The 26,700-nt window shown below is 71.3% G+C and carries 23 protein-coding genes, 2 pseudogenes and 1 riboswitch; of the genes and pseudogenes, 5 read left to right on the top strand and 20 right to left on the bottom strand.

Annotation, left to right across the window (positions count from 1 at the left end; all coding sequences use genetic code 11):
* Nucleotides 1–51 precede the first annotated feature (51 nt).
* The gene (locus tag ACZ6TD_RS27410) at nucleotides 52–1,059 is read right to left on the bottom strand and encodes a YihY/virulence factor BrkB family protein (protein ID WP_471342395.1); all 1,008 of its coding nucleotides are present in this window, start codon (nucleotides 1,057–1,059) and stop codon (nucleotides 52–54) included.
* 157 nt (nucleotides 1,060–1,216) lie between these two features.
* On the opposite strand from ACZ6TD_RS27410, the gene ACZ6TD_RS27405 reads away from it, so the two are divergent.
* On the top strand, nucleotides 1,217–1,357 hold the full coding sequence (locus tag ACZ6TD_RS27405; protein WP_471342393.1) for a hypothetical protein: 141 nt from the start codon (nucleotides 1,217–1,219) through the stop codon (nucleotides 1,355–1,357).
* A gap of 41 nt (nucleotides 1,358–1,398) precedes the next feature.
* On the opposite strand, the gene ACZ6TD_RS27400 is transcribed toward ACZ6TD_RS27405, so the two are convergent.
* Nucleotides 1,399–1,998 carry a 2'-5' RNA ligase family protein gene (locus tag ACZ6TD_RS27400; protein WP_471342391.1) on the bottom strand — a complete coding sequence of 200 codons (600 nt, stop codon included), beginning with the start codon at nucleotides 1,996–1,998 and terminating at the stop codon, nucleotides 1,399–1,401.
* Between the two features lie 246 nt (nucleotides 1,999–2,244).
* Nucleotides 2,245–3,258 (bottom strand): tryptophan--tRNA ligase, encoded by a 1,014-nt coding sequence (gene trpS / locus ACZ6TD_RS27395; RefSeq protein WP_471342389.1) that lies wholly within the window; start codon nucleotides 3,256–3,258, stop codon nucleotides 2,245–2,247.
* Nucleotides 3,259–3,334: 76 nt separating this feature from the next.
* Here trpS and ACZ6TD_RS27390 point away from each other — a divergent pair.
* A pseudogene (locus tag ACZ6TD_RS27390) lies at nucleotides 3,335–3,874 on the top strand (RNA polymerase sigma factor); the annotation flags it as partial.
* Nucleotides 3,875–4,218: 344 nt separating this feature from the next.
* On the opposite strand, the gene ACZ6TD_RS27385 reads toward ACZ6TD_RS27390, so the two are convergent.
* Entirely contained in the window at nucleotides 4,219–5,490 is a 1,272-nt protein-coding gene (locus tag ACZ6TD_RS27385) for a serine hydroxymethyltransferase (RefSeq protein ID WP_471342387.1), read from the bottom strand.
* Nucleotides 5,491–5,529: 39 nt separating this feature from the next.
* A riboswitch (ZMP/ZTP riboswitch) is annotated at nucleotides 5,530–5,627 on the bottom strand.
* A 32-nt stretch (nucleotides 5,628–5,659) separates the two neighbouring features.
* Between ACZ6TD_RS27385 and rocD the strand changes: the two genes are divergently transcribed.
* Nucleotides 5,660–6,880 (top strand): ornithine--oxo-acid transaminase, encoded by a 1,221-nt coding sequence (rocD, locus tag ACZ6TD_RS27380; protein WP_471342386.1) that lies wholly within the window; start codon nucleotides 5,660–5,662, stop codon nucleotides 6,878–6,880.
* Between the two features lie 11 nt (nucleotides 6,881–6,891).
* Here the strand turns inward: rocD and ACZ6TD_RS27375 are convergent, their stop codons facing one another.
* The 3 genes from ACZ6TD_RS27375 to pdxR all read right to left on the bottom strand — a co-directional run bounded on the left by ACZ6TD_RS27375 (nucleotide 6,892) and on the right by pdxR (nucleotide 10,081).
* Nucleotides 6,892–8,079: a glutathionylspermidine synthase family protein gene (locus ACZ6TD_RS27375; RefSeq protein WP_471342385.1), complete on the bottom strand. Its 1,188-nt coding sequence runs from the start codon at nucleotides 8,077–8,079 to the stop codon at nucleotides 6,892–6,894.
* 15 nt (nucleotides 8,080–8,094) lie between these two features.
* Complete coding sequence (locus tag ACZ6TD_RS27370; protein ID WP_471342383.1) at nucleotides 8,095–8,445, bottom strand: hypothetical protein; 351 nt, start codon at nucleotides 8,443–8,445, stop codon at nucleotides 8,095–8,097.
* Between the two features lie 127 nt (nucleotides 8,446–8,572).
* On the bottom strand, nucleotides 8,573–10,081 hold the full coding sequence (gene pdxR, locus ACZ6TD_RS27365; RefSeq protein ID WP_471342381.1) for a MocR-like pyridoxine biosynthesis transcription factor PdxR: 1,509 nt from the start codon (nucleotides 10,079–10,081) through the stop codon (nucleotides 8,573–8,575).
* A 46-nt stretch (nucleotides 10,082–10,127) separates the two neighbouring features.
* Here pdxR and ACZ6TD_RS27360 point away from each other — a divergent pair, with 46 nt between their 5' ends.
* A complete protein-coding gene (locus ACZ6TD_RS27360) occupies nucleotides 10,128–10,607 on the top strand; it encodes a carboxymuconolactone decarboxylase family protein (protein WP_471342380.1) in 480 nt (159 codons plus the stop codon).
* 152 nt (nucleotides 10,608–10,759) lie between these two features.
* Entirely contained in the window at nucleotides 10,760–11,332 is a 573-nt protein-coding gene (locus ACZ6TD_RS27355) for a Uma2 family endonuclease (RefSeq protein ID WP_471342379.1), read from the top strand.
* A gap of 36 nt (nucleotides 11,333–11,368) precedes the next feature.
* Here ACZ6TD_RS27355 and ACZ6TD_RS27350 read toward each other — a convergent pair whose 3' ends face one another.
* From ACZ6TD_RS27350 to ACZ6TD_RS27290, 13 genes and pseudogenes are all read right to left on the bottom strand, one after another.
* Entirely contained in the window at nucleotides 11,369–12,346 is a 978-nt protein-coding gene (locus tag ACZ6TD_RS27350) for an ABC transporter substrate-binding protein (protein ID WP_471342377.1), read from the bottom strand.
* A 1-nt stretch (nucleotide 12,347) separates the two neighbouring features.
* Nucleotides 12,348–14,369 (bottom strand): ABC transporter permease, encoded by a 2,022-nt coding sequence (locus ACZ6TD_RS27345; protein WP_471342374.1) that lies wholly within the window; start codon nucleotides 14,367–14,369, stop codon nucleotides 12,348–12,350.
* 46 nt (nucleotides 14,370–14,415) lie between these two features.
* Nucleotides 14,416–15,516, bottom strand: coding sequence for a quaternary amine ABC transporter ATP-binding protein (locus tag ACZ6TD_RS27340; RefSeq protein WP_471342371.1), 1,101 nt, complete (start codon nucleotides 15,514–15,516; stop codon nucleotides 14,416–14,418).
* Nucleotides 15,516–17,102, bottom strand: coding sequence for a GMC family oxidoreductase (locus tag ACZ6TD_RS27335; RefSeq protein ID WP_471342368.1), 1,587 nt, complete (start codon nucleotides 17,100–17,102; stop codon nucleotides 15,516–15,518). The genes ACZ6TD_RS27340 and ACZ6TD_RS27335 overlap by 1 nt, the downstream gene beginning before the upstream one ends.
* 210 nt (nucleotides 17,103–17,312) lie before the next feature.
* Nucleotides 17,313–18,815, bottom strand: a complete 1,503-nt coding sequence (locus ACZ6TD_RS27330; protein ID WP_471342366.1) for an aldehyde dehydrogenase family protein — start codon at nucleotides 18,813–18,815, stop codon at nucleotides 17,313–17,315.
* Nucleotides 18,816–19,113: 298 nt separating this feature from the next.
* The gene (locus tag ACZ6TD_RS27325) at nucleotides 19,114–19,932 is read right to left on the bottom strand and encodes a serine/arginine repetitive matrix protein 2 (protein WP_471342365.1); all 819 of its coding nucleotides are present in this window, start codon (nucleotides 19,930–19,932) and stop codon (nucleotides 19,114–19,116) included.
* Nucleotides 19,933–20,064: 132 nt separating this feature from the next.
* A complete protein-coding gene (locus ACZ6TD_RS27320; protein ID WP_471342363.1) occupies nucleotides 20,065–20,859 on the bottom strand; it encodes a hypothetical protein in 795 nt (264 codons plus the stop codon).
* Nucleotide 20,860: 1 nt separating this feature from the next.
* Nucleotides 20,861–21,325 (bottom strand): hypothetical protein, encoded by a 465-nt coding sequence (locus ACZ6TD_RS27315; protein ID WP_471342362.1) that lies wholly within the window; start codon nucleotides 21,323–21,325, stop codon nucleotides 20,861–20,863.
* Nucleotides 21,312–22,973 (bottom strand): hypothetical protein, encoded by a 1,662-nt coding sequence (locus ACZ6TD_RS27310; RefSeq protein WP_471342361.1) that lies wholly within the window; start codon nucleotides 22,971–22,973, stop codon nucleotides 21,312–21,314. The genes ACZ6TD_RS27315 and ACZ6TD_RS27310 overlap by 14 nt, the downstream gene beginning before the upstream one ends.
* Nucleotides 22,974–23,374: 401 nt before the next feature.
* Nucleotides 23,375–24,364, bottom strand: a complete 990-nt coding sequence (locus tag ACZ6TD_RS27305) for a malate dehydrogenase (RefSeq protein WP_471342360.1) — start codon at nucleotides 24,362–24,364, stop codon at nucleotides 23,375–23,377.
* Between the two features lie 279 nt (nucleotides 24,365–24,643).
* Nucleotides 24,644–24,913: pseudogene (locus tag ACZ6TD_RS27300) on the bottom strand (helix-turn-helix domain-containing protein); the annotation flags it as partial.
* Nucleotides 24,914–25,318: 405 nt separating this feature from the next.
* Nucleotides 25,319–25,789 carry a DUF3017 domain-containing protein gene (locus ACZ6TD_RS27295; protein ID WP_471342358.1) on the bottom strand — a complete coding sequence of 157 codons (471 nt, stop codon included), beginning with the start codon at nucleotides 25,787–25,789 and terminating at the stop codon, nucleotides 25,319–25,321.
* Nucleotides 25,779–26,666 carry a bifunctional methylenetetrahydrofolate dehydrogenase/methenyltetrahydrofolate cyclohydrolase gene (locus tag ACZ6TD_RS27290; RefSeq protein ID WP_471342357.1) on the bottom strand — a complete coding sequence of 296 codons (888 nt, stop codon included), beginning with the start codon at nucleotides 26,664–26,666 and terminating at the stop codon, nucleotides 25,779–25,781. The genes ACZ6TD_RS27295 and ACZ6TD_RS27290 overlap by 11 nt, the downstream gene beginning before the upstream one ends.
* Between the last annotated feature and the right edge of the window lie 34 nt (nucleotides 26,667–26,700).

The raw sequence follows: 26,700 nt of genomic DNA, 5'->3' as shown, positions 1-26,700 counted from the left end.
GAAGCCCTCACGGCCGCCGTGACCGCCTTACGGTCGCCACCGCCCGTTGTGTCACGCCGCCGCCGGCGGGCCTTCCGGCCCGCCGGCGCGGTGCTTCTCGACCTCCGGCTCGGGCGGCCCGGACGGCTCGGGCGGCCCAGACTGCTCGGGCGGCCCAGACGGCTGGGCCTTGTCCGCCTCCGCCGCCCATTCCGCCTCGTGCTCGGCCTGGGCGGCGGGCGGGGTGGCGGTCCAGGCGGCGCAGTACAGCGTGAGTTTCGCGGTGAAGTTGATCCACAGCAGCAGCGCGATGGGCACCCCGAACGCCCCGTACATGCTCTTGGCCGCCACGTCCTTCAGATAGCTGCTGAGCAGCAGCTTGAGCAGTTCGAAGCCGATCGCCCCGATGAGCGCGGCGACCACGACCGTACGGCGGGGCGGCTCCACGCCGGGGAGCCAGGTCAGCACGTAGCACAGCAGCAGGAAGTCGGCGCCGACGGCGATGAGGAACGCGGCGATCCGCAGCAGCCAGCCGCCGACCCCGTTCTCCGGGATGCCGATGAGCCGGGCGATCCGGCCCACGGCGGTGGCGGCCAGGGCGGACACGGCGAACGACACGAGCGCCACCCCGCCCAGCCCGACCAGCACGTACGCGTCCTTGACCTTGCGCACCAGCGGATTGCCGGGGTCCTCCTCCAACTCCCATACCGCCCGCAGGCACTCGCGCAGCGAGCCCACCCAGCTGATGCCGGTGAACAGCAGCAGGGCGCCCGCGACGACCCCGATCGTGCCGGCGTTCTGGACGAGTGCGCCCAGGTCGAGCTGGCCGGAGATACCGGGGATCTGCTGGGCTAGCTTCTTCTGGAGCTGCGCCATCTGCGACCGGGTGAGCGTCGCCGCGCCGATCGCCGCCCCGACGGCGATGAGCGGGAAGAAGGCGATGAAGCTGGTGAACGTGATCGCGGCGGCGAGCCGGGTCCAGTGGACGCGGTCGAGCCGTTCGTACGTACGCCAGGCGTGGGTGCGCATCAGCCGGGCCAGCGCGGGGCCGACGACAGGCAGCCGGGTCAACAATTCCATGATCAGCAACTACCCCTCTGCGCGGTGTCACTCCTCGGCGCGCCGGGCGCGCGGTACGGGTATCCGGGTTCCCCGGACCGGCGCTCCCCTCATCACTCTTTTCGGTGAGGGCGTGCATACGGGCGCACGATCACTCCATATGCCCCGGATCGTGCGGATGAGTTCCACCATGAAGGACGTCGTCGGTTCCCCGCAGTCGCCGCTCGTCCCGGGCGGCATCTCCGAGATCGCCCTGGCGGCCGTCCGCCGCCTGATCACCCGGCGCCCCCGAGGCCATCGAGGACGGGCCCGCGGATGACTGACGCACCGGAGCCCCGGCGGAGCGTTCCGGCGGAGCGCTCAGTGGGAGGGTGCCGCCGGGCGCGAGAGATCGGCCTGACGGGGCACCACGGGCGGGGCGCCGCCCGGCCGTTCGTCCGCCCCGAAGGGGTATTCACGGTCCAGCCGCCAGACCCCGTCCGCCCCCTGCTCGTACAGCGCGAAGCCGGTGATCGTCCAGGCGGCCTCGTACTCCTTGAGCTCCACGAACGCCCGGTCCATCGCCTCCTCGTCGATGCCGTGCGCGACCGTGACATGCGGGTGGTACGGGAACTGCAGCTCACGCGCGCACGGCCCGGACTCCGCCCGGATCCGCTCCTGGAGCACCGCGCACTCCTCCGCGCCCTCGACGATCCTGACGAAGACCACCGGCGAGAGCGGCCGGAAGGTGCCGGTGCCCTCCAGCCGCATCGGGAACGGCCGCCCCTCGGCCGCGACCCGCGCCAGATGGTCCTCCACGGCGGGCAGCGTCGAGGCGTCGACCTCGGTCGGCGGCAGAAGGGTGACGTGCGTGGGGATGCCATGGGCGGCCGGGTCCCCGAAGCCCGCGCGCCGCTCCTGGAGGAAGCTGCCGTACGGCTCCGGGACCGCGATCGAAACGCCGAGCGTTACGGTCCCCACTGCGTTCTCCCTCCTGGCCCTCCCGGGCTGCTGGGTTCTGGCCGCTGCACCCGTGTCAGTGTGGCGGCTGCGCCGCCTTCGCGGCTAGATTCCTCGGTCCTTCGGCACACCCGTCCAAAGGCCCCCTGGTCAGGGGGCCGGACCGGTGTGTTCCGCTATCCGCGCGGGTCCGTATTCATACGTGTTCATACGTGCGCGGGGCGCGCCGTGCTCACCGGGTGGTGCGCACGGCGCTCGGCGTGCCGCTCAGCGCGCCGCGGGCAGGAAGCCCACCTTGTCGTAGGCGGCGGCCAGCGTCTCGGCGGCGACGGCCCGGGCCTTCTCGGCGCCCTTGGCCAGGATTCCGTCCAACGTCGCGGGGTCGCCCAGGTATTCCTGGGTCCGGTCGCGGAACGGCGTGACCCACTCGACCAGCACCTCGGAGAGGTCGGTCTTGAGCGCGCCGTAGCCCTTGCCCTCGTAACGGCGCTCCAACTCCGCGATGGCGGTGCCGGTCAGGGTGGAGTAGATGGTCAGCAGATTGCTGACGCCCGGCTTCTTCTCCTCGTCGAAGCGGATCTCCGTCTCGAGGTCAGTCACCGCGCTCTTGATCTTCTTCGCCGAGACCTTGGGCTCGTCGAGGAGGCTGACGATGCCCTTCGGCGTGGACGCCGACTTGCTCATCTTGATCGTCGGGTCCTGGAGGTCGTAGATCTTCCCCGTCTCCTTGACGATGTACGGCTCGGGGACGGTGAAGATCTCGCCGAAGCGGCCGTTGAAGCGGTCGGCCAGATCGCGGGTGAGCTCGATGTGCTGGCGCTGGTCCTCGCCGACGGGGACGTGGTTGGCCTGGTAGAGCAGGATGTCCGCGACCTGGAGGATCGGGTAGGTGAAGAGGCCGACGGTGGCCCGGTCGGCGCCGTGCTTGGCCGACTTGTCCTTGAACTGCGTCATCCGGGACGCCTCGCCGAAGCCGGTGAGACAGTTCATCACCCAGCCGAGCTGGGCGTGCTCGGGCACATGGCTCTGGATGAAGAGCGTGCAGCGGTCCGGGTCCAGACCGGAGGCGAGCAGCTGGGCGGCGGCGAGCCGGCTGTTGGCGCGCAGCTCCGCCGGATCCTGCGGCACGGTGATCGCGTGCAGGTCGACCACGGTGTAGAACGCGTCGTGGGTCTCCTGCAGCGCGACGTACTGCCGGATCGCGCCGAGGTAGTTGCCGAGGTGGAAGGAACCTGCGGTGGGCTGGATACCGGAGAGCGCACGGGGACGATCGAGGGCCATGGCACCCATTCTCTCAGGTGTGGAACCGGACTCCGTCCGCCGGTGTATGAGATGTGTGAGGACTGGTGAAGCACAGATCATCGCGCGGGTGCGGGCCGGCGACGCCGAGGCGTATGCCGAGCTGGTGCGGGCCCATGCGCCGATCGCGCACCGCACCGCCCGGCTGCTCGGGGCGGGCGCGGATGCCGAGGATGTGGTGCAGGACGCCTTTGTGAAGGCGTATCTCGCGCTCGGGCGGTTCCAGAGCGAGGCGGCGTTCCGGCCCTGGCTGCTGCGGATCGTCGCCCATGAGACGAGTAACGCGGTGCGCTCGGCGCGCCGGAGGCGCACGGCGGCGGACCGGGAGGGGGCGCTGCTGGCCGGAGCCGAGCCGGTGATACCGGAGTCGGCCGATCCGGCGGCCGTGGCGCTGGCGGGCGAGCGGCGGGCGCGGCTGCTGGCCGCGCTGGAGGAGCTGAGCGAGCCGCAGCGGCGGGTGGTGATCTACCGCTATCTGCTGGATCTGGACGAGGGGGAGACCGCGGAGGCGCTGGGCTGGCCGCGCGGCACGGTGAAATCGCGGCTGAGCCGCGCCCTGAGACGGCTTGAGCGGCTGCTGGGGCCGTCGGAGTCGTCGGAGACCGAGATGGAGACGGCCGATGAGATGGAGTGGGGAGGCGAGGGAGATGGCCGAGGAAGGGCTGCCCGGAGAGCTGCGGGCGCTCGGGCGGGGGCCGGGGATACCGCCATCCGGCGGACCGTCGCGGCACGGCGTGTCGCAAGCGGGCGGCGTGGAGCCGGAGGCAGGCGCGCCCCCGGGGGCAGGCGTCCCGCCGGAGGGCGGGGAGACGCTGGTCGAGCGGGTGCTCGCCCGGATCGTGGGCCTGCCGGTGCCGGTGGCCGACGACGACCGGATCCGGGAGGAGCAGTGGTGGCGGCCCCTGCCCGGCCTGGAGGCCGGGCAGGGGCCCGCGCCGGGGGTCAGCCGGTCGGCAGACCGGGCGCCGGGTAGGCCGCCATCAGCTCGGACACCTCGGCCCTGATCTTGGCGAGGGCGCCCTCGTCACCGCTCTTCGCGGCGGTCACCCCGCGGTCGATCCAGTCGGCCACGGCGGGCATGTGCTCGGTGGACAGACCGCGCGAGGTGAGGGAGGGGGTGCCGATCCGGATGCCGGAGGGGTCGAAGGGCTTGCGCGGGTCGTAGGGAACGGTGTTGTAGTTCACCACGATCCCGGCCTGGTCCAGGGCCTTGGCCGCGACCTTGCCCGGCACCTCCTTGGGCGTCAGGTCCATCAGGATCAGATGGTTGTCGGTGCCGCCGGAGACCAGATCGAAGCCGCGGGCGAGCAGTTCCTCGGCGAGCGCCTTGGCGTTGGCGACCACGGCCCGGGCGTAGTCACGGAAGGCGGGCTGGGCGGCCTCGTGCAGGGCCACCGCGATGGCGGCGGTGGTCTGGTTGTGCGGACCGCCCTGGAGCCCGGGGAAGACGGCCTTGTCGATGGCCTTGGCATGGGTCTCGCGCGACATCAGCATCGCGCCGCGCGGACCCCGGAGCGTCTTATGGGTGGTGGTGGAGATGACATCGGCGTACGGGACGGGCGAGGGATGGGCGCCGCCCGCGATCAGACCGGCGATATGCGCGATATCGGCCACGAGCACCGCGTCCACCTCGCGGGCGATCTCCGCGAAGGCGGCGAAGTCGATCGTGCGGGGCACCGCCGTGCCACCGCAGAAGATCAGCTTGGGCCGCTCCTTGCGGGCCAGCTCGCGCACCTGGTCGAAGTCGATCGCGCCGGTGTCCTGCCGCACCCCGTACTGGACTCCGCGGAACCAGGCGCCGGTGGCGGAGACGCCCCAGCCGTGGGTGAGATGACCGCCCATGGGCAGTGACATGCCCATCACCGTGTCACCGGGCCGGGCGAAGGCCAGATAGACCGCGAGGTTGGCGGGCGAGCCGGAGTAGGGCTGGACATTGGCGTGCTCGGCGCCGAAGACGGCCTTGGCCCGGTTGATCGCCAGGGTCTCCACCTGGTCGATGACCTGCTGGCCCTCGTAGTAGCGGCGGCCCGCGTAGCCCTCGCTGTACTTGTTCTGCAGCACCGTCCCGGAGGCTTCCAGGACGGCGGCGGAGACATAGTTCTCGCTCGGGATCAGGCGCAGGGTCTCGGACTGCAGCAGTTCCTCGGAGCCGACGAGGGAGGCCAGTTCGGGGTCGGCGGCGAGCAGGGCGGGATGGGACAGGGGCAGGCTCATCGGGTCCTCCGGGGCGATCGGTGACGGTCCGGTCGTGTCCCGGGGTGCCCAGGCGGGCGGCACCTCGTGGCGCTGTGGCCGCGCATCGCTTCCTCGTGGTCGGTTCCACGCTCGGCTCGCCAGTCACGATGCGCACCCCCACTCTAGCTAGTGAGACAAGGAGGACAAGATGGGACCGGGACGCTCCGCGGAGCGGGCCATCGCCGCCGCCGAGGCCCATGGCGCGCACAACTACCATCCGCTGCCGGTCGTCGTCGCGTCCGCCGAAGGCGCCTGGATGACCGATGTCGAGGGCCGCCGCTATCTCGATCTGCTCGCCGGATACTCGGCGCTCAACTTCGGGCATCGCAACCGCCGGCTGATCGAGGCCGCCAAGGCCCAGCTGGACCGGGTCACCCTCACCTCCCGCGCCTTCCACCACGACCGCTTCGGCGCCTTCTGCTCCGAGCTGGCCGAGCTGTGCGGCATGGAGATGGTGCTGCCCATGAACACGGGCGCGGAGGCGATGGAGACGGCCGTCAAGACCGCCCGCAAATGGGGCTATCGGATCAAGGGCGTCCCGGGCGGCCGGGCCAGGATCATCGCCGCCGGGAACAACTTCCACGGCCGGACGACCACCCTGATCAGCTTCTCCACCGATCCGGAGGCCCGTGCCGACCACGGCCCGTTCACCCCGGGGTTCTCGATCGTGCCGTACGGGGATCTGGCGGCGATGGCGGCGACGCTCGACGCCGCGCCCGAGGAGACGGTCGCCGTACTGCTGGAGCCGATCCAGGGGGAGGCGGGGGTGGTGGTGCCGCCGCCCGGCTATCTGGCCGGGGTCCGGGAGCTGACCCGGGAGCGGAATGTGCTGTTCATCGCCGATGAGATCCAGTCGGGCCTCGGCCGCACCGGCACCACCTTCGCCTGTGAGCACGAGGGCGTGGTCCCGGACGTGTATGTGCTGGGCAAGGCGCTGGGCGGCGGAGTGGTCCCGGTGTCGGCGGTGGTGTCCTCCCGCGAGGTGCTCGGGGTGCACCGCCCCGGGGAGCACGGCTCGACGTTCGGCGGCAGCCCGCTCGCCTGCGCGGTCGCCCTGGAGGTCATCGCGATGGTGCGGAGCGGGGAGTTCCAGCGGCACTCGGCCACGCTGGGCGGGCTGCTCCACCGGGAGCTGGGACTGCTGCTGGGAAAGGGGGTCCAGGAGGTGCGCGGCCGGGGGCTGTGGGCGGGGGTGGACATCGATCCGTCGCGGGGCACCGGGCGGCAGATCTCCGAGCGGCTGATGGACCGCGGAGTGCTGGTCAAGGACACCCATGGCGCCACGATCCGGATCGCCCCGCCCCTGGTGATCAGCGAGGAGGATCTGGAGTGGGGGCTGGATCAGCTGAGGGCGGTGCTGGCCGAATGATCCGGTATCGCTCAGAGGATGACGTGCGGGACGAAGCGCGCGTACTCATCCGTCACCAGCCCCGCCGACTCACGGATGCCGAGCCCCGCCGCCTCGCCCTCGACCACCCAGGTGCCGAGCACCACGCGGTTGCCGTCGAAGTCGGGCAGCGGCGCCAGTTCCTGGTAGCAGCACGGCTCGTCGCGCACGACGGGCTCCTCGCCCGGCGGATGCACGGTGACCCCCGCGCCCTCGCGGCCCAGCAGCGGTTTGGCCACATAGCCGGTGGTGCGGGCCAGTTCCCGGGGGCCGTCGAGGTAGGCGGGCAGCAGATGGGGGTGGTCCGGGAAGAGCTCCCACAACACGGCCAGCAGCGCCTTGTTGGACAGCAGCATCTTCCAGGCCGGTTCGATCCACAGGGTGGATCCGGTGCCGCCCCCGTTGTCGAGCGTGTCCAGCACATGCGGGCCGAACCGGTCGGTGGCCAGCCACTCCCAGGGGTAGAGCTTGAAGCAGCTCCGGATGAAGCGGAACCGCTTGTCCACGAAGCGGCCCGACAGCCGTTCCCAGCCGATGTCCTCCATGGAGATCGCCTCGGTCCTCAGCCCGGCCTGCTCGGCCGTCTCGCGGAGGTAGGCGACCGTCATCAGGTCCTCGCCCAGCTCGTCCCCGGCCGAATGGGCGAAGTACAGGGGCGTCCCCGGCGGCAGCAGCGCCGCCTGGGTGCGCCAGGCGTCCACCAGCCGTTCATGGAGGGAGTTCCACTGGTCGGCGCCCGGGAAGCGGTCCTCCATCCAGAACCACTGGGCGCTGGCCGCCTCCACCAGCGAGGTGGGTGTGTCGGCGTTGTACTCCAGCAGCTTCGCCGGGCCAGACTCACCGTCGTAGCGCAGATCGAACCGGCCGTAGACGCTGGGCTGTTCGGCCCGGCGGTGCCAGGACTCGGCGATCAGCCCGGCCAGCCGCGGATCGTCGATGCCGAGGTCGGCGAAGCGGCCGGTCTCGACGATATGGGCGGCCGCCGCCAGCGACATCCGGTGCAGCTCCTCGACGACCTCCTCCAGCGCCTCGACCTCGGGCAGCGAGAAGGCGTAGTAGGCGCTCTCGTCCCAGTAGGGGCGCAGCGAGCCGTCCGGGTAGCGGGTCAGCGGATAGATGACCCCCTGCTCCTCCACCGTGGACTGCCAGTCGGGGCGGGGGTCGATGGTGTGGCGCTTCATCGTGGGGCGGCCCGCTCAGCCGCCGCTGGAGCCCGAGCAGCCGAAGCCGCCCCGGTCGGCCGCCTTGCTCTTGTCGAAGGTGCCGTAGTCCGCCCAGCGGCCGCTGACGTCGGAGTCGTAGTACCACTCGCCGTCCACGCGCGACGTGCTCCGGCTCTTCTTCCCCTTGCCGCCCGTGGTGGACGAAGAGCCCTTGCAGGCGCTGGAGTCGACGACCCGATAGCCGTTCAGCGCGTCATAGCTGTTCCGGTCCACACAGCGCTTGTCCGGTTCCGAACCACAGGAGGTGAGCGCCGCCGCCAGCGCGCCCATACCGCCCAGGATCACCGTGCTCGACCGCAGCCGCCGCGTCGTCTTCCGTTCCATCCCCGTCTCCCCGTTCCGCTCCCCCGGGCCGTCGTCCCGGCCGAGGCCCTCGGCTCCCCCGAGGCCGTTCTCTCCCCGGGTCCCCGGGACCGCGACCGCCCACCTTAGGGCAACGGAGGCGTGGCCTTCACGGCAGCACCCGGCACAGCGCCTCCAGGGCGCCCGTGAAGGCGTGGTCGGGCGGGGCGCCGTAGGCGAAGACCAGTGCGTCCGGCTGCGCGTCCGGGCCCGGTCCTGGCTCGTCCGGCTGCCGCTCCTCGCGGTAGCGGTAGCGGGCCAGCCCGTCCAGGGCCAGGCCCTGCCAGGCCGCGCCCTGCACCACGGACCGCTCGGTGCCCGGCGGCAGTTGGAGCACCGCGTGCAGCCCCGCCGCGATGCCCGTGACCCGCACCCGCGGGGCGAGTTCGGCCAGCGCCGCCACCAACTGGTCGCGGCGGCGCCGGTAGCGCATCCGCATACCGCGCACATGGCGGTCGTACGCCCCGGAGTCGATGAACTCCGCGAGCGTCAGCTGGTCCAGCGCGCCCGACTGCCACTCCCCCGTTCCCTTGACCGCCAGGAGGTCGTCCATCAGATGGTCCGGCACCACCATCCACGCCAGCCGCAGCGCGGGCGCCAGGCTCTTGCTGGCGGTGCCCAGATAGACCACGTGCTCGGGGTCGAGCCCCTGGAGCGCCCCGACCGGCTGACGGTCATAGCGGAACTCCCCGTCGTAGTCGTCCTCCAGCACCAGTCCGCCCACCCGGGACGCCCAGTCGACCACGGCGGCGCGCCGGTCGGGGTCCAGCGAAACCCCGGTGGGGAACTGATGCGCCGGGGTGAGCAGGACGGTCCGCAGCCCGGCCGACCGGTCCAGCTCCGCCGTCCGCGCGCCCCACTGGTCGACCGGCAGCGGCACGGTGCGCAGCCCGGCCCCGCGGATCACGTTCCAGTGGACGTCGAGCCCGTAGGACTCCACGCCCACCTCACGGTGTCCGGCCTTCGCCCGCACCCTGCTGAGCAGGGCCAGCCCCTGGACGAACCCCGCGCAGACCACGATCCGTTCGGGCGCGGCCCGCACCCCGCGGGCGCGCGCCAGATAGTCGGCCAGGACCCGCCGCAGCTCGGGCCGTCCGGCGGGGTGGCCGTAGCCGAAGGCGTCGTTCGGCGCGGCGGTCAGGGCGCGCCGGGCCGCGGAGAGCCAGGCGGACCGGGGGAAGGCCGAGACATCGGGCTGACCGGCCCGCAGATCGTAGGTGGGCCGGGTGGCGGCCACGGCGGCGGGCGGGGGTGTGCGCGGCGGCGCGGGCTCCGGCGGCACGACGCGCTTGGCGACCCGGGTGCCCGAGCCCTGCCGGGCGGTCAGCCAGCCCTCGGCCACCAGCTCCCCATAGGCGTCGGCCACGGTGTTCCGGGCGATGCCGAGGTCGGCGGCGAGGGAGCGGGAGGAGGGCAGCCGGGTGCCCGGGGCGAGCCGCCCGCCGCGGACGGCGTCGCGCAGGGCGCGGATGAGCGCGTCCCGCACTCCGGTCCCGCCGCCCCGCGGCAGATCCAGATGGAGATCCGCACCCGGCCCGGCCGGGCCGCCCGCCCGCTGTCCGGGGCCGTCTGTCCGCTGTCCGGGTGCGCCCCTCGGAGTGGCCCATGAATCCGCCATGGAAATGGACCATACCCGTGGGCCGCCCGGCCTCTAGCGTGGAGGCATGACGACCGGAACTTCCCACACGCACGGCCCACGGATGCAGTTCGCCAAGGCCGCCCCCGAGGTCTACAAGGCCATGGTCACCCTGGACGCGGCCGCCAGGAAGGGCGTCGACCCGAAGCTGGCCGAGCTGGTCAAGGTCCGTGCCTCACAGCTCAACCACTGTGCCTTCTGCATCGACATGCACACCAAGGACGCCCGCGCGGCGGGCGAGTCCGAGGAGCGCCTCTACCTCCTCAACGCCTGGGAGGAGGCCGTCCACCTCTACACCGAGCAGGAGCAGGCCGCCCTCGCCCTGACCGAGGCCGTCACCGTCCTGACCGACGGCTTCGTCCCGGACGAGGTCTACGAGCGGGCCGCCAAGCACTTCGAGGAGCGGGAGCTGGCCCAGGTCATCGCCCTGATCTTCACCATCAACGCCTGGAACCGGATCGGTGTGACCACCCGCATGACCCCCGGTGCCTACAAGCCGACCGTGTGACCATCCTCCCCCGTCGTCGTTATTGGCGACGGGGGACCGTTATCCGACATCGGAGTCATCGCGTAACGCATGATGGTGACAGGCCCCCGCATGGCAGTACGGCACGAAGGCAACACAGCCAGGAGGGGGACCCGCCAATGGGAGGTCTCGTGATGACGGCGCCACTGCCCGACCAAGAGTTCGAAAGTCTGCTCGACATCCATGCCCAGCTGGAGCTGCCGGATGGAATGCGGGCAGAACTCATCGGGGGGGAGATCGTCATCTCACCGACGCCTGCGAATTTCCACAACTGGATCTACGGCCGACTCCAGCGTCGTCTCAACCGTGAGGTACCGGAAGACTGGATCATTACCAACACCGCCACGGTCTTCCTCCCCGCGACGGAGGAGAGGTACATCCCGGACCTGCTCATCTGCGAGTCGGAAGCGCTGAAGAGCATGGAGGAGTGGCAGGTCAAGGCGGGTGACGTCCTGCTCGTCGCCGAGATCACCTCGCCCGCCACACGAGCGCGCGACCTCGGGGACAAGGTCAAGGGCTACGCTCACTCCAACGTGCCGATCTATTTGCTGATCGACCCGCACGACGACGAGGGCTCCACGACCGTGTACTCCGCGCCGGACGGGAAGGGCCGCTACCGGGACAAGCACCGAGTGGCGTTCGGGGAGCCGGTGACGCTCCCCGAACCGCTCGGCCTCGCACTCGACACCGCGGGCTTCCTCAAGTAATCCGGTCGCGCGGGCCGCCCTGAGCGCGATCCGTGCTCAGGGCATCCACTTCTTCCAGACGTCCGGATGCGCCTCGACCCACTTCTTCGCGGCGTCCTGCGGCGACATCCCCTGCGAGGCGATCAACTCCGACACCTCGTTCTGGTCCTTCTTGGTCCAGTGGAACTTCTTCAGGAACGCCGCCGCCTTGCCGCCCTTCTTCGCGAAGTCCGCGTTCAGGTACTTCTGCAGCGGTGTGGTCGGGTAGGCGCAGTCGATGGTGTCGGGGTCCTTGGTGCCCTCCTCAGCGCACTTGTCCGTGTACTTGGGCAGCTTCACCTCGACCATCGGCACCTGGTTGAACAGCCACTGCGGCTCGTACCAGTACGACAGGAACGGCTTCTTCGCCTTGGCGAACTGCTTCATCTGGGTGATCTGCGCCGCCTCCGAACCCGCGAAGACGATCTGGTAGTTCAGCTTCAGGTTCTTCACCAGCGCCTTGTCATTGGTGACATAGGACGGTGAACCGTCCAGCAGCTGGCCCTTGCCGCCGCTCTCCGCGGTCTTGAAGGTCTTCGCGTACTTGTTGAGGTTCTTCCAGTCCAGAACATCCGGATGGGCGTCGGCGAAGTACTTCGGCACCCACCAGCCGATATGGCCGGTGACGCCGAGCCCGCCGCCCGGCACGATCGTCTTCTTGTCCTTGACGTAGCGCTGCTCCTGGTCCGGGTGGCCCCAGTCCTCCAGGATCGCGTCCACCCGGTCCTGGCTGAGCGCGTCCCACGCCGGAACCTCGTCCACCTGCACGGTGTCGACGCGATAGCCCAGCTCGTGCTCCAGCAGATACTGGGCGACCGCGACATTGGACTGGGCGCCGACCCACGACTGGACGGAGAGCGTGACGCTCTTCGCCCCGCCCACATTGGCGTACGGCGAGGTCTGCTTGGTCATGTCCGCCGCGCCGCAGCCGGTCGCGGTGAACACGGCCGCGACCCCGGCGGCGGCCATCAGCAGCTGAGTGCGGGTGCGAGCCATCTCAGGCCCCCTTCCTGTCGCGGCGCGACGTCGGCTGGGTGACCCGGTCCAGCATCAGACCCAGGCAGACGATGGCCGCACCGGCGACCAGACCGGTGGCCAGATCACCCTGGGCCAGGCCGAACACCACGTCGTAGCCGAGCGCGCCCGAGCCCACCAGACCGCCGATGATCACCACGGCGAGCACCAGCACCACGCCCTGGTTGACGGCGAGCAGCAGCGCCGGGCGGGCCAGCGGGAGCTGGACCTGGCGCAGTTGCTGCCCCTGGGTGGCGCCGAGCGAACGCGCCGACTCCAGCGCCGCCGGATCCACGTTCCGCAGCCCCTGGGTGGTGATGCGGATGACGGCGGGCAGCGCGTAGACGATGGCCGCGGCCGCCGCCGGGGCGCGGCCGACGCCGAACAGCGCGACCACCGGGATCAGATACACGAACTGCGGCATGGTCTGGCACACGTCCAGCACCGGCCGCAGCAGCCGCTCCAGCCGGGTGGACCGCGCGGCCGCGATGCCGATCGCGAAGCCGAGCACCAGCGTGACGAAGACGGCCGCCAGCACCTGGGAGAGGGTGTCCATGGACGGCTCCCACACCCCGAGCACACCGATCGCGGCCATGGCGGCGGTGGCGGTCAGGGCGGTGGCCCAGGTGCCGATCAGCCAGGCCAGCGTCGCGACGATCAGCAGCACCGCGTACCACGGGAGGCCCTGGAGCCCCTCGCGCAGCGGGTCCAGGATCCACTTGACGTAGTCCGAGGCCCAATCGGCGGTGCCGCCGACGACCGGCACACCCGTGTAGAGGTGGTCGACCATCCAGTCCTTGAACTGGTTGACGGGCTCCTCGATGGGGACGGTCCAGCCGGTCGGCCAGGTCTGGGACCCGGCCAGCCGTCCGGCGAGGGTCACCAGCACGGTGATCACCCCGACGCCCGCCCAGGCGGGCCAGCCGCGCAGCAGCCGGGGCCCGCCCTCGGCCGGGGGCTCGCCGAGGCGCTCGCCCGCCGACGCCGTGGTGCGGTCCATCACGACGGCGAGCAGCACGATCGGGAGGCCGGCGGCCAGCGCCTTACCGACGTCCACACTGGACAGCGCCTGGTAGACGCGGTCACCGAGACCGCCACCGCCGATCACCGAGGCGATGACGGCCATGGACAGCGCCATCATGATCGCCTGGTTGACGCCCAACAGCAGCTCCTTGCGGGCCAGCGGCAACCGGGCCGACACCAGCCGCTGCCGCCAGGTGGCGCCGAGCGAGGTCACCGCCTCCAGCACCCCGGCGTCCGCGCCGCGCAGGCCGAGGGCGGTGAGCCGGGCCATCGGCGGTGCCGCGTAGATCACGGTGGCCAGCACCGCGCCCGGTACGCCGATACCGAAGATCAGCACGACGGGCAGCAGATAGGCGAACGCGGGCAGCACCTGCATGGTGTCCAGAATCGGGCGCAACGCCCGGAACGCCCGTTCCGAGAGTCCGCCGGCCAGGCCCAGCAGCCCGCCGATGACGACGGACGCGGTGACGGCGACGGCCATCAGCGCGAGGGTCTGCATCGTCGGCACCCACATGCCCAGCAGTCCGCACACGGCGAAGGACACCAGGGTCGTCACCGCGACCCGCACCCCGGCGACCCGCCAGGCCACCAGGGTCGAGGCGGCCGTCACCCCGGCCCAGCCGAGGGTGAGCAGGACGACGTAGACGGCGCGCACGCAGATGATGACCGCGTTGCTGATGTGGCCGAAGAAGTAGAGGAAGATCCAGTGGCTGTCGCGGTTGTCGATGATCCAGTCGCTGGCCTTGCCGAGCGGCTCGGAGACATCGACGGTCAGCGCGTCCGGCCAGCTCCCGCTCGCCCATTTGGCGTGCGCGAGGGGCACGAGCACGGCGGCGATCACCACGAGCAGCGCCAGTTTGCGCGCGGCGTGGCTGCGCACGACGGCGCTCAGCAGGGACGGGCGCGTCTCGTCCGCCGCCGTCCCGGTGGCCGCCGGTTCGGTGGCGGGGTCGGTGGAGGGGCGGGTGGCGGTCGCACTCATACGCGCCCCCCGGTACCGCCCGGCGGGGAGAGGGTCGAGGTGAGGCTCATGCCGCGGCCACCTCCTTGCCGTCCAGGCCCGCGACGACGCTCAGCAGACAGGCGTGGTCGACGACGCCCAGGCAGCGGCCGCCGTCCACGACGCGCGCGGGGCCGCCGGTGCGGGCCACGGCCTCGATCGCGTCGGCGACCGTGGTGCCCGGGGCCAGCGCGGGCCCGCCGTCCTGCTCGTCGGACGTCGCGGGGCGCATCGCGCGGCGCACGGTCAGCACCTGCTCCCGCGGCACGTCGCGGACGAAGTCCCGTACGTAGTCGTCCGCCGGGGAGCCGACGATCTCCTCCGGGGTGCCGAGCTGCACGATCCCGCCGTCGCGCATCAGCATGATGCGGTCACCGAGCCGCAGCGCCTCGCTGAGGTCATGGGTGATGAACACCATCGTCCGGCCCTCCTCGTGGTGCAGCCGGATGACCTCCTCCTGCATATCGCGGCGGATCAGCGGGTCGAGCGCGCTGAACGGCTCGTCGAAGAGCAGCACCTCGGGGTCGACGGCGAGCGCCCGGGCCAGACCCACCCGCTGCTGCTGACCGCCGGAGAGCTGGCCGGGGCGGCGGCGCTCGAGGCCGGTGAGGCCGACCTTCTCCACCACCTCGGCGGCCTTGGCCCGGCGCTCGGCCTTGCCCACGCCCTGGATCTCCAGCCCGTAGGCGACGTTGTCCAGGACGGAGCGGTGCGGCAGCAGCCCGAAGTGCTGGAAGACCATGGCGGCGCGGTGCCGGCGCAGATCGCGCAACCGGGCCTTGTCCATGGCCAGGACGTCCTCGCCGTCGATCTTCAGGGTGCCGGAGGTGGGCTCTATCAGCCGGGTGAGGCAGCGGACGAGGGTGGACTTGCCGGAGCCGGACAGCCCCATGACCACGAACACCTCGCCCGGCTGGACGTCGAAGGAGACCTCGCGGACGGCGGCGGTGCAGCCGGTGCGGGCCCGCAGCTCACCGGCGGACAGCTCGGCCTCGGCGGAGCCGGGGATCCGGTCGGCCTTGGGGCCGAAGACCTTCCACAGGTCGCGGACCGAGAACACCGGGGTGCCCTCGCCGCTCTCGGGGGTCCTGGGGGCGTCGGGCGTCTCGGGGACGACGGTCGTAGCCATCACGCCTCACCTCCCGGCTGATGCGTCGCGGCTCGGTCATCGGCCCTCCGCCGTTCCCGATCGCGCTCCTCGAACAGCAGCTCAGCGCACTTCTCGCCCACCATCAGGACTCCGATCATCGGGTTCACGGCCGGCATCGTCGGGAAGACGGACGCGTCGGCGATACGGACGCCGTTCAGGCCCCGGATCCGCAAATCGGGGCCGACCACGGCGAGTTCGTCCGACGTGGCACCCATACGACAGGTGCCCGCCGGGTGGTACACGGTGTGCGCGACCTTGCGGGCGTACTCGCTGATCTCCTCGTCCGAGGTGATCTCCGGGCCCGGGCACACCTCGCGCTTGAGCCAGCTCGCCAGCGGTTCGGTCTTGGCGATCTCACGCGCGACACGAATGCCGTCGACCAGCGTGCGGCCGTCGTAGTCCTCCTCGTCCGTGAAGTACCGGAAGTCGAGGGCGGGCTTGACGGACGGGTCGGCGCTGGTGAGGTAGAGCCGGCCGCGGCTGCGCGGCTTGGGGATGTTGGGGGTCATCGACACGCCGTGCTCGGGCTTTTCGTAGCCCAGCCGCTCCGGATTGTCGGTGAACGGGATCTGGTAGAAGTGGAACATCAGGTCCGGCCCCCGGGATTCGGGGTCCCGCCGGATGAACAGCCCCGCGTCGGAGTCCATCGCGGAGTTGTCCGGGATCGGGCCGTCCGTCTCCCACACGATGACCGACTCGGGGTGGTCGAGCAGGTTCTCACCGACGCCCGGCAGATCGTGGACGGCGGGAATGCCCAGCGCCTCCAGATCGCCCTTGGGCCCGATACCGGAGTGCATCAGCAGCCGCGGGGTGTCCACGGCGCCCGCGCAGACCAGGACCTCGGTCTCGGCCCGGACCAGGATCTCCTCGCCGTCCTTGGTGCGCACATGCACGCCGGTGACCCGGCCGGTGTCGTCCAGCTCCAGCTTGTACGCCCAGGTCTCCAGCATCAGATGGAGGTTGGGGCGGTCCAGGAACGGGTGCAGATAGGCGACGGACGCCGAGGAGCGCTTGTTGTTCTCCGGGTGGTAGGCGAGGTCGAAGAAGCCGACGCCCTCGTGGAACGGCTTCTTGTTGAACCCCTCGACCCGCGGCACCCCGACGGCGGCCTGGGCGGCATCGACGAAGTCCCGCGCGATAGCGTTCCGGTCCTTCTCGTCCACCGGGACGATGTTGTTGCGCAGCCGCTGGAAGTACGGGTCCATGGACTCCGCGTCCCAGCCCTCGGCGCCGGCCTCGGCCCACTCGTCCCAGTCACCGGGGAGCGGCTTGAAGGAGATCAGGGTGTTGTGCGAGGAGCACCCTCCGAGCACCCGCGCCCGGCTGTGCCGGATATGCGAATTTCCGCGTGGCTGCTCGGTGGTGGGGTAGTCGTAGTCCAAGTCGCCGCCGAGCAGGCCGAGCCAGCGCCGCAGGGTGAGCACATCGGGCCGGTCGACATCCGACGGTCCGCCCTCGATGACGGCGACACGGATGTCCGGGTCCTCGGTGAGCCGGGAAGCGATCACCGATCCTGCGGTGCCGCCGCCGATCACGACGTAGTCGTATGCGACAGGTACGGACATGTGGGGTTACTCCTCGCGGTCTTACCCAAACGGCTCGCGCCGGTGCGGGCCGGGGGCTGCTGCCGCCCCTGGGGGTGGGGGTGTAGCTGAGTGCCTTACGTGCCTACGGGCTTCTCGCCGCCGGTCGCCGCGATCGGGCGCGGCCGGGTCCGGGCCCCGGGGGACGAGTCCGGGCCCGGCCGTGCCCCGGGCGGGGCCGGCGGCGGGGTGTCAGCCGGCGAACCAGCGCACCGGGCTCGGCCGCAGGTTCTCGTAGACGTGCTTGGTCTCGCGGTATTCGTCAAGGCCCGCGGGACCGAGCTCGCGCCCGACCCCGGACTTGCCGAAACCGCCCCATTCGGCCTGCGGAAGGTAGGGGTGGTAGTCGTTGATCCACACGGTGCCGTGCCGCAGCCGGGCGGCGACGCGCCGCGCCCGCGCGGTGTCGGCGGACCAGACGGCGCCGGCCAGTCCGTACTCCGTGTCATTGGCGAGTGTGACCGCCTCGTCCTCGGTTTGGAAGGACTCGACCGTCAGAATCGGCCCAAATGTTTCCTCCCGCACCACCCGCATCTCGCGGTGGCACTGGTCGAGCACGGTCGGGAGGTAGAAGTAACCGGTGGCCGGGCGGACCTCGTTGGGCTCCGGCTGCTTGCCGCCGCAGCGCAGCAGCGCGCCCTCCTCCAGGGCGGACGCCACATACGCCTCGGTCTTGTCCAGCTGCTGGGCCGAGACCAGCGGACCGCACTCGACACCGTCCTCGGTGCCGCGGCCCAGCTTGATCTTCTCCGCCCGGCGGGCGAGCTCGGCCACGAACCGCTCGCGCACCGACTCCTCGATGATCAGCCGGGCGCCGGCCGAGCAGACCTGGCCGCTGTGGATGAAGGCGGCGTTCAGGGCCTGGTCGACGGCGGTGTCAAAGCCCTCGGCGGTGGCGCAGGCGTCGGCGAAGACCACATTGGGGTTCTTGCCGCCGAGCTCCAGCGCGACCTTCTTGACCGTCGGTGCGGCGGCCTGCGCGACCTTGGTGCCGCTGACCAGGCCGCCGGTGAAGGAGACCAGATCCACATCAGGGTGCTCGGACAGCCGGGCGCCCACGGGGTCGCCCGCGCCGGTGACCACGTTGGCCACCCCGGCCGGCAGTCCGGCCTCGACCAGCAGCTTCACCAGATGGACGGTGGACAGCGGGGTCACTTCGCTGGGCTTGATCACAAAGGTGTTCCCGGCGGCCAGCGCCGGGGCGATCTTCCAGCTGGCCTGGAGCAGCGGATAGTTCCAGGGGGTGATCATCGCGCAGACGCCGACCGGCTCATGGACCACGACGCTGTGCACATCGGGGGTGCCCGCGTCGACCACGCGCCCGGCCGACTCACCCGCGACCAGGTCGGCGAAGTAGCGGAAGGCGTTGGTCACGTCGTCGACGTCGACCCTGCCCTCCTCCAGGGTCTTGCCGGTGTCACGGCTCTCGATGAGCGCGATCGCCTCGCGGTCGCGCTGGAGCAGCTCGGCGACCCGGCGCAGCAGCGCCGCCCGCTCGGCCACCGGCGTCCCGGGCCAGGGGCCCTGGTCGAAGGCGTGACGCGCGGCCGCGATCGCCGCGTCGGTGTCCTCGACACCACCCTCCGCGACGACGGCGAGGGTCTTGGCGTCCGCGGGGTCGAGGACCTCCCGCTGCGCCCCGGACGCGGCTGCCTGCCACACCCCGTCCACATGAATGGTCTCGACTGCCGCCACGTGATTTCTGCCTTCCGGTTCCGCGTGCTGTGCCACTGGTCCAAGCCAGCAACATGGACCCCTAACCGGAAGGCGGGAACCTATGCGCGATTCGCAAGAGAAAGTGGGCCGCCTCACGTGATCCGAAGGCGGAACCGGCCCCTCGGCCCATGATCGGCCTGTGTGTCAAGAGGCGGTGCGGTCAAGAAGTGGTTCGGACGAGAGGGGGTGCGGTCGAGAGGCGGGGGTGCGATCAGGAGGCGGCGCGATCATCGACGCGGAGCGGTCAGGGCGCGGCGCGATCATCGACGCGGTGCGGTCACGACGCGGTGCAGTAGGCGGTTGGGCAGAAGGTGTCCACCGCCGTCTGGTGGACCTCCCGCTCCTCCACCCGGTCCCCGGCCCCGGAGGGGCCGATCACCAGCACCGCGTACATGGTGCCGCCGGGAGCGGCGAAGCGGCGGTCGAGGATCCGGCGGTGGCCATCGCTCTTGGACTCGTACGTGTACTCCAGCTGGGCCGGGTCCATGGCGGCCGAGCCCAGCCGGGTGAGGGCGATCTGCTCGTAGTCGCGGTGGGTGGAGGCGATCCGCTCGGCCTCCTGGGCGGACTCGTACGGCGTCGACTCGGGGCCGTGCAGCTCAAAGATCTGGATCACGGTGCTGTCGTCGGACGAGGTGTAGTAGACGCTGGGGCCCTCGGTCGTCCGCCGCCATCCGTCCGGGACCGCGAGGTGGTACCCGGCCGGATCGGCCTGGGTGCTGTAGCCCGCGGGCGGGGCGGCACCCGTCAGGGAGGGTGCGGACGGGGTGCCGAACGGCGTCGCGGACGGGGACCCGGAGGGTGCCCCGGTCGGAAGGTCCGTGGGGAGATCGGTCGGGAGATCGGTCGGCCCGCTGGTCTCGGGGCCGGGTGAGGGGTAGAGATCGCTCGGCTGGGAGGCATCCCCGCTCGGCGTGGCCGTGGGGCTCTCGCGGTCCCAGGGCAGCGGACCCGCATGATTCCGGGAGGTGCCATCGCCTCCGAAGGCCACCCATCCGGAGAACGCGATCCCCGCGACCAGGAAGATCGTCACGGCCAGCGCCCTTAGCACCCGCCTGGCGTCCTGCCCCGGCGCTCCCCCGTTGTCCACGCTCATCTATGCCCCCCGATGATGGATCTCTGCTCCCATATGCGGATAAGCCGCGTCGGCCCACATCGATGTACCCGGTTCGAGGGCCGCCCCACCCCCTGTCACCGCACCGATACGGATCCGTCGCCCGGCCGCCGGTCAGCTTGCCGGGCAGTAGGCCGTGGGGCAGAAGGACGCCAGCACGATGCCCTGCCGCTCCCGCTGCTGCGGCCAGTCGTCGGCCGGGCCCGCGACCAGCACCGCGTACTGCACCCGGTCCGGGCCGGTGAAGGCCCGGTCGAGTATCCGGCGCGGGCCGTACTTGGCGCTGCGGTAGCCGTACTCCAGCTCCGCGTCCGCGTCATCGCCGGGGCCGAGCCGCTTGAGCTCATACCTCTTGTAGCCGGGGTTCTTCTTGAGCCCCGTCTCGGCTTGGCGCAGCGCCTCGTACGGCGTGATGTCGGGCTCGGTCAGCGCGAAGACCTGGATCAGACTGCCCCCGTCGGACGACTCGTAGAACACCCCGGTGTCGCGCTTGACCCGCTGCCAGCCCTTGGGCACATCCAGCCGGAACCCCTCCGGGTCGGTGGTACGCACATAGTCCGCCGGCGGCCCCTGGGTGCTGTCCTCGGACACCGATGGAGGCGCCGAGGTCGGGTCCGAGTACGGCCCCGACGACACCGCCGAAGGCTGCTCGGCCGACGGCGACCAGGACGAAGCCGAGGGCGAACCGCCGTCCGCCCGGGGCTTGTCATCCCCACCGCCCGACACCAGCTTCCAGGCGCCGAAACCGATCCCGCCGACCAGCACCACGGCGAGCACCGCCAGCAGCACCGTGCCCAGATGCGGATTGGGTGGTCTTCGGCCCGGGGCCGGTGGCTCCGCGCCCACTCCCACCCAGCGCTGGGTCTCCTCGTCCCATCGGCGGCCCCCCTCGCCGCCCGGGGTGCTCATCTCACCCGCCCAACAGCGCGCCGACCGCCTGTCCGACGGCGACGCCCGAGGCGAGCATGCCGACACTGGCGCTCGCGTCCTGCAACATCACCCGGATCCGGGCCAGTCGGCCGGCCCCGGCCCGGCCGGTGCGCTGAATCTCGTCCTCGGTCCGGTCCAGCTCGTCGGAGAGCGCGCCGACCTCCGGGCTCGGGACCACCCGCCGCAGATCCTCGGCAAGCTGCCGAACGGCCTCCAGCAGCTCCTGATAGGCGGGATCACAGGGAGCCGCCTCCCCCTGCCGTCCGTTCACGATGTGGTTGTGGTCGCCGAAGCCGATGGCGCTGCCCTGCACACTTCCGAACCGGATGTTCCCGAACTTGCTCCCGCCGCCCGCCGCCGGGGCCGCGCCACCACCGCTCGCGCCCGCGGCGTGGTCCGCGCCGCCGCCCATGTCGCTACCGTCCTCCGTGTCAGCCATCGTCATGGCCGCCTCCCGCTCCGTTGCTTCCGGTGGTGTTGCTGATGGTGTTGTGGTCACCGAAGCCGAAGGCGCTGTGCTCCGCGGACTCGATGAAGACTCCGCCGCCGCTCACATTGATGACCTTCTGCTCGAACTCGCCGGTCTCCCAGCCGGCTTCGTCGAGCGCCCTTCGCACGCCGTTGGCCACCCGGTCCTCGACGCTCTTCAGATAGCGGCTGACATCCATCTCCTGGAAGAGCGATGCGCCGGCGTCGCTGCCCAGCTCCCGCACCGAGACCCAGGGCCCGTCGGGGATGGCCGCCTCATAACCCCCCGCGTACATCCGCCAGAGGAAGACGGCCGAGCGGAAGGCGTGGATGACCGCCCGGCCCGCCGCCGTGGGCGTCCGCCCCAGCGCCCAGATCACCTTGCCCGGCAGTCCGCCGCGGCGGTGGGAGTCGGAGAGCCGGTCGACCGCCCGGAAGTCCGGGCGGATCGGGCGCAGCACATGCGGCGCGAACTCCAGCATCAGCATGCCGCCCTGCGTATGCACCCGGACGAAGACCGTGGTGACGACCTCTTCCCGCCATGCGCCGACGCGGATCCGCAGAAAGTGCCGGCGGATCTCGCCGCCCTCCTCGACGGCCTCCGCCCGCTCCCGCGCGAAGTCCGCCTCGCCGTACGGCACGAAGGAGCGGCTCCGTAATCCGGTGACCTTGAGGAAGACGCATTCGTCGAGCTCCAGGCCGCGCAGCCGGTCGCGGCTCTCGGCGACGGCGCGAGCGGTGCCCTGCGCGGGGGAGGCGCCTTGGACGGAGGCGGTGCCCTGTAAGGAGGCGGTGCCCTGTAAGGAGGCGGTGCCCTGGGCGGAGGGGGTGCGCAACTTCTCGACCAGCGGCCGGATCCGCTCCAGGATCACCCGGTTGTCCAGCGGCACCGGATCGCCGCCCTCGCGCGGCCGCAGCTCGACGGCGAGGGTCCAGGTGTCATGGGCGGTGCCCGCCCCGAGGAAGGGGTGCCGATCGTGGTAGAGGATCACCGGTGAGTGCTGCTCACGGCGGATCAGGGCCCGCACCCGCTGGAACCGCTCGCCCTCGAACCGCTCCGCGGGGTCCGCGGCGAGGTCGGCGAAGGTCTCCGGCTCCAGATCGGTGGCCAGCACCCGGGCCACATGCTCACGGTGCAGGGCGACCGCGGCGGCCATCGCGGCCGGGATCACCAGCGCGAACCAGGCGGCGGTGGTGTCCGAACCGGTGGCCAGGACCGGTGCGAAGGCTTGCAGCCCGCCCGGATCGGACTGCCCGTCCGTGAGCGCCTGCGTCAGGGCGGAGAACACATAGGACAGCAGGGTCAGACAGCCGAGCACCCGCAGCACCGCGGCCGCCCGCCGCCGGGTGACGGTGACCCCGTCGGCCCCGGGATAGTCGGCGCGGAAGGGGCCCATGGCCCCGCCCCTCGCCCAGGCCGCCAGCAGAAGCAGCGCACAGGAGAGCAGGAAGAGATAGAAGAAGCCCTGGGCCAGCAGGAAGTCCAGCACCCATAAGGACACCAGCAGCGCGGTCCAGCACGCCTCCAGACGGCGGGCGCGCAGCGCGTGCGCGAGCACCCGGACCGCGTCGATGCCCAACGAGGGAGCCACGGCGCGCTCCTCGTGGACATACAGCTCGTCCACGACCGCGTCCCGGAAGTCGTCGTCCAGATAGGCGCCCGCGCATAACAGCCGGGTGGCCTCGCTGGTGGCGTAGGGAGAAGCGTCGGCGCCGACACGAGGAGAGGGGACGGCCGGTGACGGCTCCGACCGCGACCGCGGCAGACGAGCGGAGTGATCCCCTACAGAAGACTGAGCACCGCCAGAAGAGTGAGCACCGCCAGAAGAATCAGCAGCGCCAGAAAAATGATCACCGCGCGTATTGGCCATGTTTCCCCCCGAGGCCGTAGCAACTGCCTCCACGGTAGGGGAAGATGGCCCGCGATTACAGTGCATGGCCGAAGGGTCACACTCCGGAGTGAATACCGGAATGTGACCCTTCGGAAACGGCCGCGCTGGGGCGAGCTGGGGCGAGCTGGGGCGCGTCAGATCAGGCCGAGGTTCCGCACGGCCTCGCGCTCGTCCTCGAGCTCCTTCACCGACGCGTCGATGCGGGCCCGCGAGAACTCGTTGATGTCCAGGCCCTGGACGATCTCGAACTTCCCGTTCTTGGCGGTGACCGGGAACGAGGAGATCAGGCCCTCCGGCACCCCGTACGAACCGTCGGAGACCACACCGGCGGAGGTCCAGTCGTCGGCGTCGGTGCCGTTGACCCAGGTGTGGACGTGGTCGATGGCGGCGTTGGCGGCGGAAGCGGCCGAGGAGGCGCCGCGCGCCTCGATGATCGCGGCACCGCGCTTGGCGACGGTCGGGATGAAGGTGTCGGCCAGCCACTGCTCGTCGTTGACGACCTCGGCGGCGTTCTTGCCCGCGACCTCGGCGTGGAAGACGTCCGGGTACTGGGTGGCGGAGTGGTTGCCCCAGATCGTCAGCTTCTTGATCTCGCTGACCGGGGCGCCGGTCTTCTTCGCCAGCTGCGACAGCGCGCGGTTGTGGTCCAGCCGGGTCATCGCGGTGAAGCGCTCGGCCGGTACGTCCGGCGCGGCGGCCTGGGCGATGAGCGCGTTGGTGTTGGCCGGGTTGCCCACGACCAGGACCTTGATGTCGTCCGCGGCGTGGTCGTTGATGGCCTTGCCCTGCGGCTTGAAGATGCCGCCGTTGGCCTCCAGCAGATCGCCGCGCTCCATGCCCTTGGTACGCGGGCGGGCGCCGACCAGCAGCGCGACGTTCGCACCGTCGAAGCCCACGTTCGGGTCGTCGGAGATGTCGATGCCCTGGAGCAGCGGGAAGGCGCAGTCGTCGAGCTCCATCGCGGTGCCCTCGGCGGCCTTCAGCCCCTGCGGGATCTCCAGGAGACGCAGTTTGACCGGCACGTCCGCGCCGAGGAGCTGACCGGAGGCGATGCGGAAGAGCAGCGCGTAGCCGATCTGGCCGGCCGCGCCGGTGACGGTGACGGTGACGGGAGTGCGGGTCATGGCGGTCTCCTGCGCTGTGTTGTCAGTCCAAGATCTCTTGGTGTCGAGATACCTGCGTCAGGCTATCCGACGGCACCCGACCCACGTTCTCTCGGGCCATTGTGTAACCGCTCACCGTGCGTTCCGGAACACCGCGCACCTGGGACCACCGCGCACTTCGGCGGCCGCCTGCCAGGAGGGGGAGTGCAGGCGGCCGCCCAGTGCCGCACCCGTGGGGGGCTCGGGCAGCGCCTGCCCCGATTCCCCCGGCTCATTCCCCCCGGTTTTACGAATTCCTCCGGACGGGCTCCGGGCCCGCTCCGCCAGCTCCCACAGCGTGCTGAGGTGGTGGACGTCGGCGCCGGTGGCCTCGGCCAGGGCCTCCACCGCGCCCCGCGGGGGCAGCAGCCGCCCGTTGAGGCAGCGCTCTCAGGAACTCTCGCTGTAGCCGGTGTGGTCGGCGACGGCGGCGACGCTCAGCCCGCTGCGCTCGACGAGCGTGCGCAGTCGGCCGGTGAACTCCCGGACCTGCGGATCGAGTTCCTCCGGTAAGTCCCTCCAACGAGGCATTGCCTCCCCCTGCCCCCCCCCCCGCACGTACCTGTCAATCTCCCGCGCCGCGACCGCCGTTGGCGTCCCCGAGCCGCGAACTGACTACCCAGAGGGATGCCTTGCCCCAGGATGTCAGCTCCTCCGGCGGGGGCGCATCGGAGCATTTCGTGCACCGGTACGCACTCCCGCACACCCGGCTCGTCGTTGCACGGCCGATACCTCGTGCTGGAACGGTCACTTCCGCGCCACAGGGTCCCGACGCTCATTGATCCGGCACAGCTCACACACAACCCTGATTACCAGGCGGTCCGTCCTTCTTCGGGGGAGAGGGCGGACCGCCGCCGGACCGTTCGGATCCGGCCACAACGACGGCGGCCCGTCCTTCCACGGGGGAGAGGACGGGCCGCCGTTTCACATCGTCGGCTAGCGCACCGTGAAATGCACCACGTCGTCCAGGAACGGGATCGACACCCAGGGATCCGGCTGGGCCATCAGGGACAGCAGCACGATCGCCGCGCCCAGCAGCCCGTAGGTCAGCATGTCGGTGAAGCGCGACCGCACCGCGAGCATCCCCACCTCGGGCAGCGCCCACCGGAAGAAGGCGCCCGCCAGCAGGGACAGCCCGATCAGCACCGTGCCCGCCCGGAACGCGTCCAGGGCGACGATCAGCAGCCCCAGGCCCACCCCGCCCATCACCGCGAGCAGCGGCCACTGCCGGGCGGGCGCCGGAGCGGCACCGGGCGCGGCCCGGCCGCCGCCCTCCGGACGCGCGGTGTCCCGGGTGATCAGCGGGAAGCGGCGCGACCTGCGGAGGAGCCGACCGGGCCCCGCGGGCGACGCGGGCGGCTCCTGCCGCTGCTCCCCGGCCGCCGGCTCGCTCGCCTCAGCCGTCATGGCCGGCACCGCCGTCGGCGGCCGCCTTCGCGTCCCGCTCCGCCGCCTCCACCACGTTGACCAGCAGCTGGGCGCGGGTCATCGGGCCGACCCCGCCCGGGTTCGGCGAGAGCCAGCCCGCGACCTCGGTCACACCGGGGTGCACATCGCCGGCGATCTTGCCGTGCTCGTCCCGGCTGACGCCCACGTCGAGCACCGCCGCGCCCGGCTTGACGTCCTCCGGCCTGACCAGGTGCCGCACCCCGGCGGCCGCCACGATGATGTCGGCCTGGCGCAGGATCCCGGGCAGGTCGCGGGTGCCGGTGTGGCAGAGGGTGACCGTCGCGTTCTCCGAACGGCGGGTCAGCAGCAGCCCGATCGACCGGCCGACGGTGATGCCGCGGCCGACGACCACCACATGCGCGCCGTTGATCTCCACCCCATGGTGGCGCAGCAGCTGGATGACGCCCTGGGGCGTGCACGGCAGCGGGCCGCTCTCGTTGAGCACGAGGCGGCCGAGGTTCATCGGGTGCAGCCCGTCGGCGTCCTTGACCGGGTCGATCAGCTCCAGCACCCGGTTGGCGTCGATGCCCTTGGGGAGCGGCAGCTGGACGATGTAGCCCGTGCAGGCCGGGTCCTCGTTGAGTTCCCGGACCGCCGCCTCGATCTCCTCCTGGGTGGCGGTCTCGGGCAGGTCGCGCCGGATGGAGGCGATACCGACCTCGGCGCAGTCGCGGTGCTTGCCCGCCACGTACCACTTGCTGCCGGGGTCCTCGCCCACCAGCACCGTCCCGAGGCCGGGATGGATGCCCTTGGCCTTCAGCGCCTCCACGCGGCTGACGAGATCGGACTTGATCGCGGCTGCGGTTGCCTTGCCATCGAGAATCTGGGCGGTCATGACTTCATCCTCCCGGATGCGGGGACGTCGGATC

The organism is Streptomyces yongxingensis (genome assembly GCF_055597465.1).
The sequence above is the reverse complement of the archived record's forward strand: the minus strand, read 5'-3'. Positions and strand labels throughout refer to the sequence as shown.